The organism is Variovorax sp. RA8, assembly GCF_901827175.1.
Lineage (GTDB): Bacteria > Pseudomonadota > Gammaproteobacteria > Burkholderiales > Burkholderiaceae_C > Variovorax.
Genome location: NZ_LR594662.1, coordinates 1,790,889 through 1,809,170 on the forward strand (window position 1 = coordinate 1,790,889; position 18,282 = coordinate 1,809,170).

The 18,282-nt window shown below is 66.4% G+C and carries 16 protein-coding genes; 15 read left to right on the top strand and 1 reads right to left on the bottom strand.

What is annotated here, in order from left to right; all coding sequences use genetic code 11:
• Positions 1 to 86: 86 nt before the first annotated feature.
• Positions 87 to 1,397 carry a sn-glycerol-3-phosphate ABC transporter substrate-binding protein UgpB gene (ugpB, locus tag E5P3_RS08540; RefSeq protein WP_162585578.1) on the bottom strand — a complete coding sequence of 437 codons (1,311 nt, stop codon included), beginning with the start codon at positions 1,395 to 1,397 and terminating at the stop codon, positions 87 to 89.
• A gap of 235 nt (positions 1,398 to 1,632) precedes the next feature.
• Here ugpB and serA point away from each other — a divergent pair, with 235 nt between their 5' ends.
• The 15 genes from serA to folE all read left to right on the top strand — a co-directional run bounded on the left by serA (position 1,633) and on the right by folE (position 18,277).
• Positions 1,633 to 2,862 (top strand): phosphoglycerate dehydrogenase, encoded by a 1,230-nt coding sequence (gene serA / locus E5P3_RS08545; RefSeq protein WP_162585579.1) that lies wholly within the window; start codon positions 1,633 to 1,635, stop codon positions 2,860 to 2,862.
• A gap of 86 nt (positions 2,863 to 2,948) precedes the next feature.
• Positions 2,949 to 6,869: a DUF3683 domain-containing protein gene (locus tag E5P3_RS08550; protein ID WP_162585580.1), complete on the top strand. Its 3,921-nt coding sequence runs from the start codon at positions 2,949 to 2,951 to the stop codon at positions 6,867 to 6,869.
• Positions 6,866 to 7,312 (top strand): HIT family protein, encoded by a 447-nt coding sequence (locus E5P3_RS08555; protein ID WP_162585581.1) that lies wholly within the window; start codon positions 6,866 to 6,868, stop codon positions 7,310 to 7,312. Before E5P3_RS08550 ends, E5P3_RS08555 begins: the two co-directional genes overlap by 4 nt.
• The gene (locus tag E5P3_RS08560) at positions 7,312 to 7,725 is read left to right on the top strand and encodes a gamma-butyrobetaine hydroxylase-like domain-containing protein (protein WP_162585582.1); all 414 of its coding nucleotides are present in this window, start codon (positions 7,312 to 7,314) and stop codon (positions 7,723 to 7,725) included. The genes E5P3_RS08555 and E5P3_RS08560 overlap by 1 nt, the downstream gene beginning before the upstream one ends.
• Before the next feature lie 96 nt (positions 7,726 to 7,821).
• Positions 7,822 to 8,553 (top strand): bifunctional demethylmenaquinone methyltransferase/2-methoxy-6-polyprenyl-1,4-benzoquinol methylase UbiE, encoded by a 732-nt coding sequence (ubiE, locus tag E5P3_RS08565; RefSeq protein ID WP_162585583.1) that lies wholly within the window; start codon positions 7,822 to 7,824, stop codon positions 8,551 to 8,553.
• A gap of 38 nt (positions 8,554 to 8,591) precedes the next feature.
• Positions 8,592 to 9,635 (top strand): Tim44 domain-containing protein, encoded by a 1,044-nt coding sequence (locus E5P3_RS08570; RefSeq protein WP_162585584.1) that lies wholly within the window; start codon positions 8,592 to 8,594, stop codon positions 9,633 to 9,635.
• Between the two features lie 46 nt (positions 9,636 to 9,681).
• A complete protein-coding gene (locus E5P3_RS08575; protein WP_162585585.1) occupies positions 9,682 to 10,236 on the top strand; it encodes a ubiquinone biosynthesis accessory factor UbiJ in 555 nt (184 codons plus the stop codon).
• Complete coding sequence (gene ubiB / locus E5P3_RS08580; RefSeq protein WP_162585586.1) at positions 10,233 to 11,798, top strand: ubiquinone biosynthesis regulatory protein kinase UbiB; 1,566 nt, start codon at positions 10,233 to 10,235, stop codon at positions 11,796 to 11,798. The genes E5P3_RS08575 and ubiB overlap by 4 nt, the downstream gene beginning before the upstream one ends.
• 16 nt (positions 11,799 to 11,814) lie before the next feature.
• Positions 11,815 to 13,263 carry a sodium:solute symporter family protein gene (locus E5P3_RS08585; protein ID WP_162585587.1) on the top strand — a complete coding sequence of 483 codons (1,449 nt, stop codon included), beginning with the start codon at positions 11,815 to 11,817 and terminating at the stop codon, positions 13,261 to 13,263.
• Positions 13,264 to 13,390: 127 nt separating this feature from the next.
• Positions 13,391 to 13,744: an FmdB family zinc ribbon protein gene (locus tag E5P3_RS08590; protein ID WP_162585588.1), complete on the top strand. Its 354-nt coding sequence runs from the start codon at positions 13,391 to 13,393 to the stop codon at positions 13,742 to 13,744.
• A gap of 17 nt (positions 13,745 to 13,761) precedes the next feature.
• Entirely contained in the window at positions 13,762 to 14,382 is a 621-nt protein-coding gene (locus tag E5P3_RS08595; RefSeq protein WP_162585589.1) for a DUF502 domain-containing protein, read from the top strand.
• 31 nt (positions 14,383 to 14,413) lie between these two features.
• Positions 14,414 to 16,219, top strand: coding sequence for an aspartate--tRNA ligase (gene aspS, locus E5P3_RS08600; RefSeq protein WP_162585590.1), 1,806 nt, complete (start codon positions 14,414 to 14,416; stop codon positions 16,217 to 16,219).
• A gap of 19 nt (positions 16,220 to 16,238) precedes the next feature.
• On the top strand, positions 16,239 to 16,706 hold the full coding sequence (nudB, locus tag E5P3_RS08605; RefSeq protein WP_162585591.1) for a dihydroneopterin triphosphate diphosphatase: 468 nt from the start codon (positions 16,239 to 16,241) through the stop codon (positions 16,704 to 16,706).
• A complete protein-coding gene (locus E5P3_RS08610) occupies positions 16,703 to 17,476 on the top strand; it encodes an endonuclease/exonuclease/phosphatase family protein (protein WP_162585592.1) in 774 nt (257 codons plus the stop codon). Before nudB ends, E5P3_RS08610 begins: the two co-directional genes overlap by 4 nt.
• A 69-nt stretch (positions 17,477 to 17,545) precedes the next feature.
• The gene (gene folE, locus E5P3_RS08615) at positions 17,546 to 18,277 is read left to right on the top strand and encodes a GTP cyclohydrolase I (RefSeq protein ID WP_162585593.1); all 732 of its coding nucleotides are present in this window, start codon (positions 17,546 to 17,548) and stop codon (positions 18,275 to 18,277) included.
• Positions 18,278 to 18,282: the final 5 nt, after the last annotated feature.

Consider the following 18,282-nt stretch of genomic DNA (forward strand, 5'->3'; position numbering starts at 1 on the left):
CCCGGCAGGCACCCTCCCCGCTTGGCGGGGAGGGCAGGGTGGGGTTGCCGTGGACGCCCGAAGGGCTGCGCAGGCGCGAGCCTGCGTCAGCTCTTGTTCGCCTTCTGGAAGCGCTCGAGCTGCTCGTCGCCGCGTTTGACGGCCGCGTCGAGTGCCTCCTTGGCAGTCTTCTTGCCGCTCCAGATCTGCTCGGTTTCCTCGTCGACGATGGTGCGGATCTGCACGAAGCTGCCCAGGCGGACGCCGCGCGACTTGTCGGTGGTCTTGCGGATCATCTGCGTCACCGCCACGTCCGTGCCCGGCTTCTCCTTGTAGAAGCCCGAGGCGTCGGTCAGCTTGTAGGCGGCCGTGGTGATGGGCAGGTAGCCGGTGCGCTTGTGACTCTCGGATTGCACCTTGGTATCGGACAGGTAGTTGAAGAAGCTGGCCACCCCCTTGTAGTGGTCGGCCGGCTTGCCGGACATCACCCACAGGCTGGCGCCGCCGATCACAGTGTTCTGGGGGGCGCCCTTCACGTCGGGGTAGTAGGGCAGGGTCGAGATGCCGTACTTGAACTTGGCGTCCTTGGCCACGCGGGCGTACAGACCCGACGAGCCGGTCATCATGGCGCATTCGCCGGAAGGGAAGGCGGCGTCGGCCGTGTTGTTGCGGCCCTTGTAGACGAAGGTGCCGTCCTTGGACATCTTGGCCAGGTTCTCGAAATGGCGCACTTGCAGCGGCGAGTTGAAGGCCAGGCGCGCACTGGTGCCGCCGAAGCCGTTGTTCTGTGTCGCGTACAGGGTGTTGTGCCAGGCCGAGAAGCTTTCCAGCTGGGTCCAGCTCATCCAACTCGTCGTGAATGGGCACTTGTGGCCGCTGGCCTTCAGCTTGTCGGCCGCCGCGATGACCTCGGGCCAGGTGGTCGGCGCTTTCTCGGGGTCCAGGCCGGCCGCCTTAAAGGCGTCCTTGTTGTAGTAGAAGATCGTCGTCGAGCTGTTGAACGGGAAGCTCAGCATCTGGCCATTCGGCGCCGTGTAGTAGCCAGCCACCGCGGGCACGTAGACGCTGGGGTCGAACTTGGCTCCGCCCGAACTCATCACTTCGCCCACCGGCTTGATGGCTCCCTTGGAAGCCATCATGGTCGCCGTACCCACCTCGAACACCTGCAGGATGTCAGGTGCATTGCCGGAGCGGTAGGCGGCGATGGCGGCCGTCATCGACTCGTCGTACTGCCCCTTGTAAGTGGGCACGACCTTGTAGTCCTTCTGGCTCTCGTTGTATTGCTTGGCCAGATCGTTGACCCATTCGCCGAGCGGGCCGCTCATGGAATGCCACCACTGGATTTCAGTCTGGGCCATGGCAGGTACCGAAAGCGTTGCCGAAAGCGCCGATGCCACGGCGAACGTCTTGAATCGCATGAGAGAAACTCCTGAGGGGAAACAAAAGCGCGGATGCTAGGCCGCGCGTATGACACGGGTGCGTCACATTTTGTCGCACCTCCGCGGTGCACCAGTAGAAGGGGAAACCCTTTTTGCGTCTGGGCCGCAGGGCTGCAAGGGGCTGCTTGCTGCGCTGCACCATGCTAGCATCGCCCTCCCTTTTTCAGGTACTGCTGCCTCCTCCTGAAGTTCGGTCGGGGCTTCCGCCAAGCGTATGAGCAAGACCTCCCTCGACAAAAGCAAGATCAAGTTCCTTCTGCTCGAAGGCATTCACCCTTCGGCGGTCGAAGTGCTGCGCGCAGCGGGCTACACCAGCATCGAGACCTTGCCCGGCGCCTTGCCGGAAGAGGATCTGAAGCTGCGCGTGGCCGACGTGCATTTCCTCGGCATCCGCTCGCGCACGCAACTGACGGCCGAGGTCTTTGACGCCGCGCAGAAGCTGGTCGCGGTGGGCGCCTTCTGCATCGGCACCAACCAGATCGATCTCGATGCCGCGCGCGAGCACGGCGTGGCGGTCTTCAACGCCCCTTATTCCAATACGCGCTCGGTCGCCGAACTGGTGCTGGCCGAGGCCATCCTGCTTCTGCGCGGCATCCCCGAGAAGAGCGCGGTGGCGCACCGCGGCGGCTGGCTCAAGTCGGCCGAGAACGCCTTCGAGATCCGCGGCAAGACGCTGGGCATCGTGGGCTACGGGTCGATCGGCGCGCAGCTCTCGGTACTGGCCGAGGCACTGGGCATGCAGGTGGCCTTCTTCGACGTGGTCACCAAGCTGCCGCTGGGCAACGCGCGGCAGGTGCGCACGCTGAACGAGCTGCTCCTGCAGAGCGACATCGTGAGCCTGCACGTGCCCGAGACGCCGGCCACCCAATGGATGATCGGCGCCAAGGAGATCGCGGCCATGCGGCCCGGCTCGATCCTGATCAATGCCTCGCGCGGCACCGTGGTCGACATCGAGGCGCTGGCCCAGGCGCTCAAGCAGAAGAAGCTGCTGGGCGCCGCGATCGACGTGTTCCCCGTCGAGCCGCGCAGCAACAAGGACGAGTTCCAGTCGCCGCTGCGCGGCCTGGACAACGCGATCCTCACGCCGCACATCGGCGGTTCCACCATGGAGGCGCAGGCCAACATCGGCCTGGAGGTGGCCGAGAAGCTGGTCAAGTACAGCGACAACGGCACCTCGACCTCCTCGGTCAACTTCCCCGAGGTGGCGCTGCCGGCGCACCCGGGCAAGCACCGGCTGCTGCACATCCACCGCAACGTGCCGGGCGTGCTCTCGGACATCAACGGCGTGTTCGCCGAGAACAAGATCAACATCGCCTCACAGTACCTGCAGACGAACGAAAAGGTGGGCTATGTGGTGACGGACATCGACGCCGCCTACTCCGACCTCGCGCTCGAGAAACTGGCGAAGGTGCCGGGCACGATCCGCAGCCGGGTGTTGTTCTAGGTCGGACCCGGCAGCACAGTCAGGCCTGACTTAAAATTCACGCCCCTGGTTCAGGGGCGCGCAGCGCCCGACCGAGGCCCACCCCGATGAATGCACCGACCGCGTTGACGGCGTTGTTGTCGCAGGCCGCAGAGCCCGCGCGATTGCGTGAGATCCCCTACAACTACACCAGCTTCTCCGACCGCGAGATCGTGATCCGCCTCCTGGGCGAACGGGGCTGGGAGCTGCTGCAAACCTTGCGCGCCGAGCGCCGCACCGGCCGCTCCGCCCGCATGCTCTACGAGGTGCTGGGCGACATATGGGTGGTGCAGCGCAACCCTTACCTGGTTGACGACCTGCTGGACAATCCGCGCCGGCGCGGCCAATTGGTGGATGCGCTCAACCACCGCCTGTCCGAGGTGCAGAAGCGGCGTACCCCCGATGCTGCCGCCCAGCGCGATGCGCTGGTGGGCGAGCTCACCGCCCTGGTAGCGCAGGCGGTGCAGGCCTTCGACACCTTGTTCCGCGACGTCGCGGCGCTGCGCCGCAAGGCCACGCGCACCCTGGGCCGGCTCACCGCGCGCGACAACATCAAGTTCGACGGCCTCTCGCGCGTGTCGCACGTCACCGACGCAACCGACTGGCGCGTCGAATATCCCTTCGTCGTGCTGACGCCGGACAGCGAGGCCGAGATGGCCGCGCTGGTCAAGGGCTGCATCGAGCTGGGGCTCACCATCATCCCGCGCGGCGGCGGCACCGGCTACACCGGCGGGGCGATCCCGCTGGCCTGGAACAGCGCCGTCATCAACACCGAGAAGCTGGAGTCGATGACCGAGGTCGAAATGATCTCGCTGCCGGGCGTCGACCAGCCCGTGCCCACCGTCTGGACCGAGGCCGGCGTGGTGACCCAGCGCGTGGCCGACGCGGCCGAGCGCGCGGGCTTCGTGTTCGCCGTCGACCCCACCTCGGCCGAGGCTTCCTGCGTCGGCGGCAACGTGGCGATGAACGCGGGCGGCAAGAAGGCGGTGCTGTGGGGCACTGCGCTCGACAACCTGGCCTCGTGGCGCATGGTGACCCCCGACGCCGAGTGGCTGGAGGTCACGCGCATCGGCCACAACCTGGGCAAGATCCACGACGCCGAGAGCGCCGTCTTCGATCTGCAGTATTTCGCGGCCGATGGCCGCACGAAGCTGCGCAGCGAGCGGCTCGAGATCCCCGGCAAGACTTTCCGCAAGGAGGGACTGGGCAAGGACGTCACCGACAAGTTCCTCTCGGGCCTGCCGGGCATCCAGAAGGAGGGCTGCGACGGCCTGATCACCAGCTGCCGTTGGGTGGTGCACCGCATGCCGGCGCACACCCGCACGGTGTGCCTGGAGTTCTTCGGCAATGCCAAGGACGCGGTGCCCAGCATCGTCGAGATCAAGGACTTCATGTTCGCCCTGCAGAAGCGCTCGGGCAAGGATGGTGAAGGACCGGGTCCCTCCCCGGTCCTGCTGGCAGGTCTGGAGCATCTGGATGATCGCTACCTGAAGGCCGTCGGCTACGCGACGAAGTCCAAGAAGCACGGCGGCCTGCCCAAGATGGTGCTGTTCGGCGATATCGCCGGCGACGATGCCGACGCGGTGGCGCGGGTGACCTCGGAGGTGGTGCGCATCGCCAACTCGCGCAGCGGCGAGGGCTTCATCGCCATCAGCCCCGAGGCGCGCAAGAAGTTCTGGCTGGACCGCAAGCGCACCGCTGCGATCAGCCGGCACACCAACGCCTTCAAGATCAACGAGGACGTGGTGATCCCCTTGCCGCGGATGGCCGAATACACCGACGGCATCGAGCGCATCAACATCGAGCTCTCGCTGCAGAACAAGCTGGCGCTCGCCGACGAGCTGGAGGCCTTCTTCCTGCGCGGCCATCTGCCGCTGGGCAAGAGCGACGACGCCAGCGAGATCTCGCCGGCCGAGCTGCTGGAGGACCGCGTGGCCCAGGCCGTCGCGTTGGTGCGCGAGGTGCGCGCCCTGTGGCAGGGTTGGCTGGATCAGATCGACACGCTGTTCCGGCAGCTGCAGGACCATTCGCTGCGCGCCAGCTGGAAGACGCAGATCCGTGCGCCCCTCGCCGCCATCTTCTCCGGCGCGGAGTTCGCGCCCATCCTGGCCGAGTGCAACGCGATCCACCAGCGGGTGCTCAAGGGCCGGGTCTGGGTGGCGCTGCACATGCATGCAGGCGACGGCAACGTGCACACCAACATCCCGGTCAACAGCGACAACTACGAGATGCTGCAGACCGCGCACGCGGCGGTGGCGCGCATCATGGTGCTGGCGCGCAGCCTCGACGGCGTGATCTCCGGCGAGCACGGCATCGGCATCACCAAGCTGGAGTTCCTGTCCGACGACGAGCTGCGGCCCTTCGCGGACTACAAGCAGCGCATCGACCCCGAAGGCCGCTTCAACAAGGGCAAGCTGCTGCGGCCCTCGATGCAGGCCGGGCCGGGCCTCTATGCCGACCTGACCAATGCCTACACGCCCAGCTTCGGGCTGATGGGCCACGAGTCGCTGATCATGCAGCAGAGCGACATCGGCGCCATCGCCGACAGCGTGAAGGACTGCCTGCGCTGCGGCAAGTGCAAGCCGGTGTGCGCCACCCACGTGCCGCGCGCCAACCTGCTCTACTCGCCGCGCAACAAGATCCTCGCGACCTCGCTGCTGGTCGAGGCTTTCCTTTACGAGGAGCAGACCCGGCGCGGCGTCAGCATCAAGCACTGGGAGGAGTTCGAGGACGTGGCCGACCACTGCACGGTCTGCCACAAGTGCCTCACGCCCTGCCCGGTGAACATCGACTTCGGCGACGTCTCGATGAACATGCGCAACCTGCTGCGCAAGATGGGCCAGAAGTCCTTCCGGCCCGGCAACGCGGCCGCGATGCTGTTCCTCAACGCCACCAACCCGCAGACCATCAAGGCCATGCGCATCGGCATGGTCGGCATCGGCTTCAAGGCCCAGCGCCTGGCCAACGACCTGCTGCGCGGCCTGGCCAGGAAGCAGACCGCCGCGCCGCCAGCCACGCTGGGTTCGGCGCCGCTCAAGGAGCAGGTGATCCACTTCGTCAACAAGAAGATGCCGGGCGGCCTGCCCAACAAGACCGCGCGGGCGCTGCTGGACATCGAGGATGCCGACTACGTGCCGATCATCCGCGACCCGAAGGCCACCACGCCCGAGACCGAGGCCGTGTTCTATTTCCCGGGCTGCGGCTCGGAGCGCCTGTTCTCGCAGGTGGGGCTGGCCACGCAGGCGATGCTGTGGCACGCGGGGGTCCAGACCGTGCTTCCGCCGGGCTATCTCTGCTGCGGCTACCCCCAGCGAGGCAGCGGCCAGTACGACCGAGCCGAGAAGATGATCACCGACAACCGCGTGCTCTTCCATCGCGTCGCCAACACGCTGAACTACCTGGACATCAAGACCGTGGTGGTGAGCTGCGGCACCTGCTACGACCAGCTGCAGGGCTACCAGTTCGAGAAGATTTTCCCTGGCTGCCGGATCATCGACATCCATGAGTATTTGCTCGAGAAGGGCATCACCCTGGAGAACTCGGCCGCCGGGGGCAACGGCTCGGCCTACCTCTACCACGACCCCTGCCACAGCCCGATGAAGCTGCAGGACCCGATGAAGACGGTGAAGGCACTGGTCGGCGACCAGGTGCTCAAGAACGACCGCTGCTGCGGCGAGTCCGGCACGCTCGGCGTGACGCGGCCGGACATCTCGACGCAGGTCCGCTTTCGCAAGGAAGAGGAGCTGCGCAAGGGCGAGGCCGCGCTGCGCAGCGGCGGCATGGTCGCGCCCAAGGACAACGTCAAGATCCTCACCAGCTGCCCGAGCTGCCTGCAGGGCCTGAGCCGCTACGGCAAGGACCTCGAGAACGGCCTGCTCGAGGCCGACTACATCGTGGTCGAGATGGCCAACAGGATCCTCGGCAAGGACTGGATGCCCACGTACGTGGCGGCTGCCAACCAGGGTGGCATCGAGCGGGTGCTGGTATGACGCAGCGGCGCGTGGCGGGTTGCCCGCTGTGCTGGGAGCCCGGCGGCCGCCTGGTGTTCGAGGCGCCTGAGTTTCGCGTCATCCACGCGGCCGAAGAGGGTTTTCCTGCTTTCTATCGCCTTGTCTGGAAGGACCACGTGGCCGAGTGGTCCGACCTGGCGCCGGAAGATCGGGTACTGTGCATGGATGCGGTGGTGGCGGTGGAGCAATGCCTGCGCGACGCACTGGCCCCTGCCAAGATCAACCTCGCGGCCCTCGGCAACATGGTGCCGCACCTGCATTGGCACGTGATCGCACGCTTCGACTGGGACACGCGCTTCCCGGCGCCGGTCTGGGCCGCTGCGCAGCGCGATCGCGACCTGCAGCGCGAGGCTGCGATCGAGGTCAAACTGGAGGCGCTCGAGCGGGACATGGCCCGGCGTCTGGCAACAAGGAGTTCCTGATGGCAGGTTTGCAAATGGGCGCGCCGACGCCCGAGTCGATCACCGTTCACAGCCAATCGCGCGTGCTGGAGGTGAGCTTTTCCGATGGTGCGAGCTTCCGCATCCCCTTCGAGCTGATGCGCATCTACTCACCCTCGGCCGAAGTACAGGGCCATGGGCCGGGCCAGGAAGTGCTGCAGACCGGCAAGCGCGACGTGGGCCTGCTGGACCTGCAGCCGGTCGGCAACTACGCGGTGCAGCCCAGCTTTTCCGACGGCCACGACACCGGTATCTACTCGTGGGACCTGCTGTACGAACTCGGTGCGAAGCAGGGCGAACTGTGGGCCGAGTACGAGCGGCGCCTCGCCGCTGCCGGCGTCGATCGTGATGCGCCGATGGCCGAGAAGGGCGGCCACGCCTGCGGCAGCCACTGAAGAAGCCGAGCCCCCTCGCCGCAAAAGCAACGAATGCCCGGCGTCCTTGCAGGGGCGTCGGCTTGACATGAACGCTTCCGACCTAACATCGGACGCATGAGCAGCACCCATTTCGGCTTCGAGACGGTCGAGGAAGGCGACAAGGCACGGCGCGTACGCGGCGTGTTCGACTCGGTCGCCAATCGCTACGACCTGATGAACGACCTGATGTCGGGTGGCCTGCACCGCGCCTGGAAGGCCTACACCGTGATGGTCGCCAACGTCGGCGAGGGCTCGAAGGTGCTGGACATCGCGGGCGGCACCGGCGACCTCGCCATCGCTTTTGCGAAGAAGGTGGGTGCGAGCGGCGAAGTGGTCCACACCGACATCAACGAGGCCATGCTGCGCACCGGCCGCGACCGGCTGCTCGACGCCGGCGTCGCGCTGCCCACGGTGGTCTGCGATGCCGAGAAGCTGCCCTTTCCCGACAACCATTTCGACCTGGTGAGCGTCGCCTTTGGCCTGCGCAACATGACGCACAAGGACCTGGCGCTCAAGGAGATGAACCGGGTGCTCAAGCCGCGCGGCAAGCTGCTCGTGCTGGAGTTTTCCAAGGTCGCGAAGCCCTTGTCGAAGATCTACGACTGGTACTCCTTCAACGTGCTGCCGCGCCTGGGCAAGGTGGTGGCGGGCGATGACGCGAGCTACCGCTACCTGGCCGAATCGATCCGGATGCATCCCTCGCAGGAGGAGCTCAAGACCCTCATGAAAGAGGGCGGTTTCGGGCATGTGGACTATCACAACATGACGGGGGGCGTCGTCGCCCTGCATGTTGGAATCAAGTGCTGATGATCAGAAGAGATTTCTTTGCCGTTAGAGGAGACGTCATGAAAAGTTTATTGTCCGTTTTGTTGGTGTGTGCCCTGGCTGTCGGAAGCATGGATGCCGACGCGCGCCGCCTGGGCGGCGGCAAGTCCTTCGGCAAGCAGTCGGGCAACGTGACGCAGCGTGAGGCGACGCCCACCGCGCCGGCCGCGCCCGGCACGCCTGCACAGAGCAACGTGAACAGCGCGGCTGCCAAGCCGGCCACGGCGGCGCCGGCTGCAGCGCCAAAGCGGCCTTGGGGCGCGATGCTCGGCGGCCTGGCCGCGGGCCTGGGCCTCGCCTGGCTCGCCAACTCGCTCGGCCTGGGCGCGGCCTTCGGCAACATCCTGTTGATCGCGCTTCTGGTGCTGGCAGCCGTGGTGGTGTGGCGCATCTTCGCGGCCCGTTCGCGGGCCAACGGCGCGCAGCGCAGCGGCGGCTTCGCCTTCCAGGGCGCAGGCGGTCCTGCCAATCCTGCTTCGCCTGTGCAGTACAGCCCCAACAACGTCGGCAATGACGCCTCGGCCCGTCCCTGGGAGCGCAACACCGCGGCCTTCGACGCCAGCTCGGCACAACCTGAGCACGTGGCGGACCGCGGCGGCTCGTCGATGGCGGGCGCGGCGGCGGCCAGCGGCGGCAGCCTGATCGGCTCGGCCCTGAGCGGTGCGCAGTCCTGGGGCATCCCCGCCGGCTTCGATACCGACGGCTTCCTGGCCGCGGCCAAGCGGAACTTCGTGACGCTGCAGGACGCCTGGGACCGTGCCGACATCGGCACCCTGCGCTCGATGATGACCGACGGCATGGTCGGCGAGATCCGCCAGCAGTTGGGGGAGCGCGAGAACCACACGGGCGGTCAGGCCAACAAGACCGAAGTGGTCATGCTGGACGCCAAGCTGCTGGGCATCGAGGAGTTGCCCGACGCCTACCTGGCGAGCGTCGAGTTCTCCGGCATGATCCGCGAGGACCTGTCCTCCGGCCCGAGCCCCTTCCGCGAGGTCTGGAACATGACCAGGCCGACCAGCGGTTCGAGCGGCTGGCTGGTGGCGGGCGTGCAGGCCCTGCAGTAGGCGCCTGACGCTTCGAAGCCGGTCGCAAGACCGGGATAATGGGGACATGGTCACACCATCGTCCCCTTTTTCTTTTCTCGACGATTTCATCAACCGCGTCGGCAACCGCCTGCAGCCGCCGGGTTGGGTGATTCACGAGGTCCAGCATCGCGCCGTGCTTTTTCTCAATCACGTGCTTCAGCAGGAACCCGAGGCCCAGCAGCGCCTGGCGCGCCAGCAGGGCAGGGTGGTCGAATTCGAATGGCGATTCGTGACCATGAAGGTTGTCGCCACGCCGGCCGGCCTGCTCGACCTGGCACCCGAAGGCGCGGTGCCGGAGCTCATGCTGGTGCTGGCCGAGACCTCGCCCTTCGGCTTGGCGCGGGCTGCCGCGCGCGGCGAGAAGCCGGCGGTGCAGATCGAGGGCGACGTGCAGCTGGCCGCCGAGGTCAACTGGCTGGTCGACCACGTGCGCTGGGACGTGGAGGACGATCTGGCGCGCGTGATCGGCGATGTGCCCGCCCACACCATTGCCAACGGCGCGCGGCGCGTCGTGGAGGGACTGCGGCAATTCGTCGGTGCGCGTGGAGGCAAGCCCGCCGGCTCCGCAGGCGCCGAATGAGGCGCTTCTACCGCGGCGTCTTCATCGTCCTGGTCGCGCTGCGCTACGGGCTCGACGAGCTCGTGCTCACCAGCTTCCAGAAACCTTGGCTGCGCGTGGTGGCGCGCATCGTGTCCGTCGGCCGCAAGCTCGATGCGCCCCGGGGCCAGCGCCTGCGGGAGGCGCTGGAAAGCCTGGGGCCGATCTTCGTCAAGTTCGGGCAGGTGCTGTCGACGCGGCGCGACCTGCTGCCGGCCGACATCGCCGACGAGCTGGCCTGGCTGCAGGACCGGGTGCCGCCCTTCGACTCCAGGATTGCGATCGCGACCATCGAGCGCGCTTTTCGCCGGCCCGTGGGCGAGGTCTTCGTCGACTTCGACGAGACGCCGGTGGCCAGCGCCTCGATCGCCCAGGTGCACTTCGCGACCCTGCGCGAGCCCGGCGGGGCAGTCCGCGAGGTCGCGGTCAAGGTACTGCGGCCCGGCATGCGCGACGTGATCGAGAAGGACCTCGAGCTGATGGCCATGATGGCCGCCTGGGTCGGAAACTTGTCGAGCGACGCCAAGCGCCTGAAGCCGCGCGAAGTGGTGGCAGAGTTCGACAAGTACCTGCACGACGAGCTCGACCTGGTGCGCGAGGCCGCCAACGCCGCGCAGCTGCGGCGCAACATGACCAAGCTCGAGCTGGTGATGATCCCCGAGATGTTCTGGGACTTCTGTCATCCCGAGGTGATCGTGATGGAGCGCATGAAGGGCGTGCCAATCGCGCAGCTGGACCGCCTGCGCGCCGCCGGCGTCGACATCCCCAAGCTGGCGCGCGACGGCGTCACCATCTTCTTCACGCAGGTGTTCCGCGATGGCTTCTTCCATGCCGACATGCACCCCGGCAACATCCAGGTCAGCCTGGAGCCGGCTACCTTCGGGCGCTACATTTCGCTGGACTTCGGCATCGTCGGCACTCTGACCGAATCCGACAAGGAGTACCTGGCGCAGAACTTCGCCGCCTTCTTCCGCCGCGACTACAAGCGTGTGGCGGAGCTGCACCTGGAGAGCGGTTGGGTGCCCGAGGGCACGCGCATCGACGAACTGGAGGCTGCGATCCGCACTGTCTGCGAGCCCTATTTCGATCGCCCGCTCAAGGAAATCTCGCTGGGCATGGTGCTGATGCGCCTGTTCCAGACCTCGCGCCGATTCCACGTCGAGATCCAGCCGCAGCTGGTGCTGCTGCAGAAGACCCTGCTCAACATCGAGGGCCTGGGCCGCCAGCTCGACCCGGACCTGGACCTGTGGCACACCGCCAGGCCGTTCCTGGAGAAATGGATGAGCGACCAGATCGGCCCGCGCAAGCTGCTGGAGCAGCTGCGCGCCGAAGCGCCGCGCTACGCCAAGCTGCTGCCGCAGCTGCCTCGGCTGATGCACGATTTCCTCGAAAATCGGCCCGCCGACCACCGGCGCGAACTGCTGGAGCTGCTGGCCGCTCAAAAGCGGACCAACCGGCTCCTGCAGGCCATCATCTACGGTGGCATAGGTTTTGTATTGGGGTTGATCGCGATGCAGGTGCTGGTGCGCGTGCGTCTGTTCTGAATAGGAGGATTTCGCCGTGCTGCTGACCTTGGTCATCGTCTACCTGCTCGTCACGATCGCCATCGGCCTGTATGCCGCCAGGCGCGTGAAGAACACCACCGACTTCGCGATCGCCGGGCGGCACCTGCCGCTCTACATGATCGTGACCACGACCTTCGCCACCTGGTTCGGTTCCGAGACCGTGCTTGGCATCCCCGCCAAGTTCATCGAGGGCGGGCTGCACGGCGTGATCGAGGATCCCTTCGGCGCGGGCACCTGCCTGATCCTGGTCGGGCTGTTCTTTGCCGGCAAGCTCTACCGCATGACGCTGCTCACCATCAGCGATTACTACCGCGAGCGTTTCGGCCGCACCGTCGAGGTCGCCTGTTCGCTGATCATCATGCTGAGCTACCTGGGCTGGGTCTCCGCGCAGGTCACGGCACTGGGGCTGGTGTTCAACCTGCTGTCGGGCGGCGTCGTCAGCATCTCGGCCGGCATGGTCATCGGCGTGATCTCGATCCTGGCCTACACGCTGTTCGGCGGCATGTGGTCGGTGGCGGTGACCGACTTCATCCAGATGATCATCCTGGTGCTTGGCCTGGCGGTGATTGCGATGTTCGCCGGCAACTTGGCCGGCGGCGCCGACAAGGTGGTGGCCTTCGCGGCCAGCAAGGACCTGTTCCGCTTCTGGCCCGAGCCGAGCTGGAAGGACATCATCTTCTTCTTCGCCGCGGCCATCACCATGATGCTGGGCTCGATCCCGCAGCAGGACGTGTTCCAGCGCGTCATGTCCGCCAACAGCGTCAAGGCCTCGACCCGCGGCCCGGTGATCGGCGGCCTCGCCTACATCCTGTTCGCCTTCGTTCCCATGTTCCTGGTGGCGAGCGCCCTGCTCATCATGCCGGAGCAGACCGCCGCGCTGCTCAAGGAGGACCCGCAGAAGGTGCTGCCCACCCTGGTGCTGGAGAAGATGCCGTTCGTGATGCAGGTGTTCTTCTTCGGTGCGCTGCTGTCGGCCATCAAGTCCACCGCGTCGGCTACCCTGCTGGCGCCCAGCGTCACCTTCACCGAGAACATCTGGCGCCAGTTCCGCCCGGCCGGCAGCGACCGCGAGAACCTGCTGACCATGCGCATCACGGTGCTGCTGTTCAGCGCCGCGGTGCTCGCCTATGCGATCCGCATGCAGGGCACCCCGATCTACGAACTGGTCTCGGGCGCCTACCAGGTGCCGCTGGTGGGCGCCTTCGTGCCGCTGGTCTGCGGGCTGTACTGGCAGCGGGCGACCACCCAGGGCGCGGTGGCCTCGGTGGTGCTCGGCATCGGGGTGTGGCTGCTGTTCATCGCCATGCCGTGGGGCGAGGAATTCCCGGCCCAGCTCGCCGGCGTGCTGGCCTCCTTCGCAGGCATGTTTGCGGGCTCGCTGGCGCCGCAATGGCTCGCCAATCGGCGCACGCCGCACCGCCCGCTGGCGGTCGATCCTGTTTGAGAAGGTGTGAAGTACACCCCGTGAGCCGGTGGTGTAGCCAGGATGGGCAACCCTTGTGGAACCCCATGCCAACCTATAATCAAAGGCTTTGCGAGCGGCCGCCGGCCGCTTTTTTCTCCTCCTACCCATGCCTATCTACGCCTACAAGTGCAGCGCCTGCGGCTTTGCCAAGGACGTGCTGCAGAAACTGTCCGATGCGCCGCTGACGGAGTGCCTGCAGTGCGGCGCGAGCGCGTTCAGCAAGCAGGTCACCGCCGCCGGCTTCCAGCTGAAGGGTTCGGGCTGGTACGTGACCGACTTCCGTGATGGCGGCGGCAAGAAAGCGGCCGAGAAGGGCAATGCCGACAAGGGGACGAGCGCGCCCGCGGAGGGCGCTTCCGCCTCGACCGGCGCCGCTGATGCTCCCGCGGCGTCCGCATCGCCCGGCACGGCTGCGGCCCCGGCGCCCGCACCTGCGCCAGCCGCCTCCAAGGGCGACTGAGAGCCACGCCCCGCGCCATGCTCGCCCTGCGCAAATGGTTGCTGTCTGGCCTGCTGGTCATCGTGCCGCTGGTCATCACGCTGGGTGTGCTGAACTGGATCATCGGCACGCTGGACCAGACGCTGTGGCTGTTGCCCGAGCAATGGCAGCAGTGGCTCACCGCACACAAGGTGCGCGGGCTGGGCGTGCTGCTGACGCTGGCGATCCTGCTGGTCGTCGGCGCGACCGCGAGCAACTTCATCGGCAAGCGCCTGCTGGGCTGGGGCGACGCGGTGGTGCGCCGCATCCCGGTGGTGCGCTCCATCTATTCCAGCGTCAAGCAGGTGTCGGACACGCTGTTCTCCGAGAACGGCAATGCCTTCCGCACCGCGGTGCTGGTCCAGTGGCCGCGCGACGGCGTCTGGACCATCGCCTTCGTGACCGGCGCGCCCGGCGGCGAGGTGCTCTCGGAACTGGGCGGCGGCGACTACCTGAGCGTCTACGTGCCCACCACGCCCAACCCCACGGGCGGCTACTTCGTGATGCTCAAGCGCAGCGACTGCATCGAACTCAGGATGAGCGTGGACGACGCGCTCAAGTACATCGTGTCGATGGGCGTGGTCGTTCCCGGCGGCCCCGTGACCATCGCGAACAGATAAACACGCGCCCCCGACGGCGCCGGAATCCACTATGGCCATGCGTACACACTATTGCGGTCTCGTGACCGAAGCCCTGCTGGGCCAAACCGTCACCCTGTCCGGCTGGGTCAACCGCCGCCGCGATCACGGTGGCGTGATCTTCATCGACCTGCGCGACCGCGAAGGCTATGTCCAGGTGGTGTGCGACCCCGACCGCGCCGCCACCTTCGCCACCGCCGAAGGCCTGCGCAACGAGTTCTGCGTGCAGGTCACGGGCCTGGTGCGCGCGCGCCCCGAGGGCACGATCAACGAGAACCTCAAGAGCGGCAAGATCGAGGTGCTCAGCCACGAGCTGAAGGTGATCAACCCGTCGGTGACGCCGCCCTTCCAGCTCGACGACGACAACCTGTCCGAGACCACCCGGCTCACGCACCGCGTGCTGGACCTGCGCCGTCCGGTCATGCAGCGCAACATGATGCTGCGCTACAAGGTCACGATGGAGGTGCGCAAGTTCCTCGACGCCAACGGCTTCATCGACATCGAGACGCCGATGCTCGGCAAGTCCACGCCCGAGGGCGCGCGCGACTACCTGGTGCCCAGCCGCGTGCACGACGGCAGCTTCTTCGCGCTGCCGCAGTCGCCTCAGCTCTTCAAGCAGTTGCTGATGGTGTCGGGCTTCGACCGCTACTACCAGATCGTCAAGTGCTTCCGCGACGAGGACCTGCGCGCCGACCGCCAGCCCGAGTTCACGCAGATCGATATCGAGACCTCCTTCATGGCCGAGGAGGAGATCCGCGAGATGTTCGAAGGCATGATCCGCAAGGTGTTCCGCAGCGCGGCGCAGGTCGAGCTGCCGCCCTTTCCGGTCATGAGCTATGCGGACGCGATGTTCAAGTACGGCTCCGACAAGCCCGACCTGCGCGTGAAGCTGGAGTTCACCGAACTTACCGACGTGATGCGCAATGTCGAGTTCAAGGTCTTCGCGCAAGCGGCCGGCATGACGGGTGGCCGCGTGGTCGCGCTGCGCGTGCCCAGCGGCGGCGCCGAGGGCGGCCTCTCGCGCGGCGACATCGATGCCTACACCGAGTTCGTCAAGATCTACGGCGCCAAGGGCCTGGCCTACATCAAGGTCAATGACGCGGCGCAGGGGCGCGAGGGCCTGCAGAGCCCGATCGTCAAGAACCTCAACGACGCTTCGCTGGCCGAGATCATCGCGCGCACCGGCGCACGCAATGGCGACATCCTGTTCTTCGGCGCCGACAAGGAGAAGATCGTCAACGACGCCATCGGCGCGCTGCGCGTAAAGATCGGCCACAGCGCCTTCGGCCGCAAGAACGGCCTGTTCGAGGAGCGCTGGGCGCCGTTGTGGGTGGTCGACTTCCCGATGTTCGAGTTCGACGAGGACGGCCAGCGCTGGTCCGCCGTGCACCACCCGTTCACCTCGCCCAAGGACGGCCATGAGGATCTCATGGACACCGCTCCCGAGAAGTGCATCGCCAAGGCCTACGACATGGTGCTCAACGGCATCGAGATGGGCGGCGGCTCGGTGCGTATCCACCGCGAGGAGGTGCAGAGCAAGGTGTTCCGCGCCCTCAAGATCAGCCCGGAGGATGCGCAGAACAAGTTCGGCTTCCTGCTGGACGCGCTGCAGTACGGGGCGCCGCCGCATGGCGGCATCGCGATCGGCCTCGATCGACTGGTGATGCTGATGACGGGCGCCGAGTCCATCCGCGACGTGATCGCCTTCCCGAAGACCCAGCGCGCCCAGGACCTGCTGACGCAGGCGCCGAGCCCGGTCGACGAGAAGCAGCTGCGCGAGCTGCATATCCGCTTGCGCAACCCCCAGCCGGCCGCTTGAGAGGGAAGGGGGCGCAAGCATGAGCGAGCGGCCCTGGAAAATTCCCGAGTCGGTGCTGGTCGTGATTCACACACCGGCGCTCGAGGTGCTGCTGATCCGGCGGGCCGACGCAGAGGATTTCTGGCAATCCGTCACCGGGAGCAAGGACGCGGAAGAAGAACCCCTGGCGCTGACCGCGGCGCGGGAAGTCGCAGAGGAGACCGGCATCGACTGCCGAGAAGGCAGCGCACTGGCCTGCAATCTGTGCGACTGGCAGCTCCAGAACGTGTACGAGATCTACCCCCGCTGGCGTGCCCGCTATGCGCCGGGCGTCATTCACAACACCGAGCACCTGTTCGGCCTGTGCGTGCCCGAGCGCATGAGCCCGCGGCTCGACCCGCGCGAGCACACGGCCTGGCGCTGGCTGCCCTACCGCGAGGCGGCCGATGCCTGCTTTTCCCCTTCGAATGCAGAAGCGATCCTGCTGCTGCCAAAATTTGCGCAATGAATCCGCCGAGCAGTACCCCGAGCGGCAGTAATCTCCGCGTCGCCACCTACAACATCCACAAGGGTGTGCAAGGCATCGGACCGACGCGGCGGCTCGAGATCCACAACCTGGGCCATGCCATCGAGCAGTTGGACGCCGACATCGTCTGCCTGCAGGAAGTGCGCAAGATGAACCGCCAGGCCGCCGCCCGCTTCCGGCACTGGCCCGAACTGCCGCAGGCCGACTTTCTGGCCCCCGAGGGCTACACCGCGATCTACGAGACCAACGCCATCACGCGGCATGGCGAACATGGGAACGCGCTCCTGACTCGCTGGCCGGTGCTGCGCAAGACCCACCAGGACATTTCCGACCACCGCTTCGAGCAGCGCGGCCTGCTGCACGTGGCGATCGAGGTCGAAGGCCAGCCGGTGCATGCTATCGTGGTGCACCTGGGGCTGATCCGAGGCAGCCGGGTGCGCCAGATTGCCCTGCTGCGCGAGTTCATCGAGCGCGAGATTCCGCCGGGCGAGGCCCTGGTGGTGGCCGGCGACTTCAACGATTGGGGTGCCCGCATGCGCTATGCGATGAACGCCATGGGTCTGCGCGACACCAGTGACCTGCGCGGCCCGCGCACGCTGACCTATCCCTCGCGCCTGCCGGTGACGCAGCTCGACTTCATCTACGGCCGGCAGGTCGAGGCGGTGGCGACCACCGTGCCGCGCGGCCCGATCTGGGCCCGAATGTCCGATCATCTACCGCTGGTGGCTGACTTTGTGCTATCAAAACAATAGCTTGACGATCAGGCAGGAAGCGCGCTGCAGGGATATTCGCTGCGGTTCATTCGCTGTTAGGATGCGCTGATGCTAAGGAAAATCGATACCGCCGAGCGCCCCGAGCAGGACGCCGGGGATGAGGGCACGCCCGTCTCCGTGAAGATCCGCGAGCGCGTGCTCGCCGCGCGCAAGCGCTTCCATGCCAACGACAACATCGCCGAGTTCATCGAGCCCGGCGAGCTCGAGAGCCTGCTCGACGAGGTCGAGCACAAGATGAAGGACGTGCTCGAGGCGCTCGTGATCGACCTCGACAACGACCACAACACCGAGAACACCGCGCGCCGCGTCGCCAAGATGTACCTGAACGAAGTGTTCAAGGGCCGCTACGTGGCCCCGCCTTCGCTCACCGAGTTCCCCAACGCCGAGCATCTGAACGAGCTCATGATCGTCGGTCCCATCACGGTGCGCAGCGCCTGCTCGCACCACTTCTGCCCGATCATCGGCAAGCTCTGGATCGGCGTGATGCCCAACGAGAAGACCAACGTCATCGGCCTGTCGAAATACGCGCGGCTGGCCGAGTGGGTCATGAGCCGTCCCCAAATCCAGGAAGAGGCCGTGGTCCAACTCGCCGACCTGATCCAGGAGCGCACCCAGCCCGACGGGCTGGCGCTGGTGATGGAGGCCGAGCACTTCTGCATGCAGTGGCGCGGCGTCAAGGAGATGGACAGCAAGATGATCAACTCCGTGATGCGCGGCGTCTTCCTCAAGGATTCCAACCTGCGGCGCGAATTCCTCGCGCTGATCCCGCGCCGGAGTTGAACACC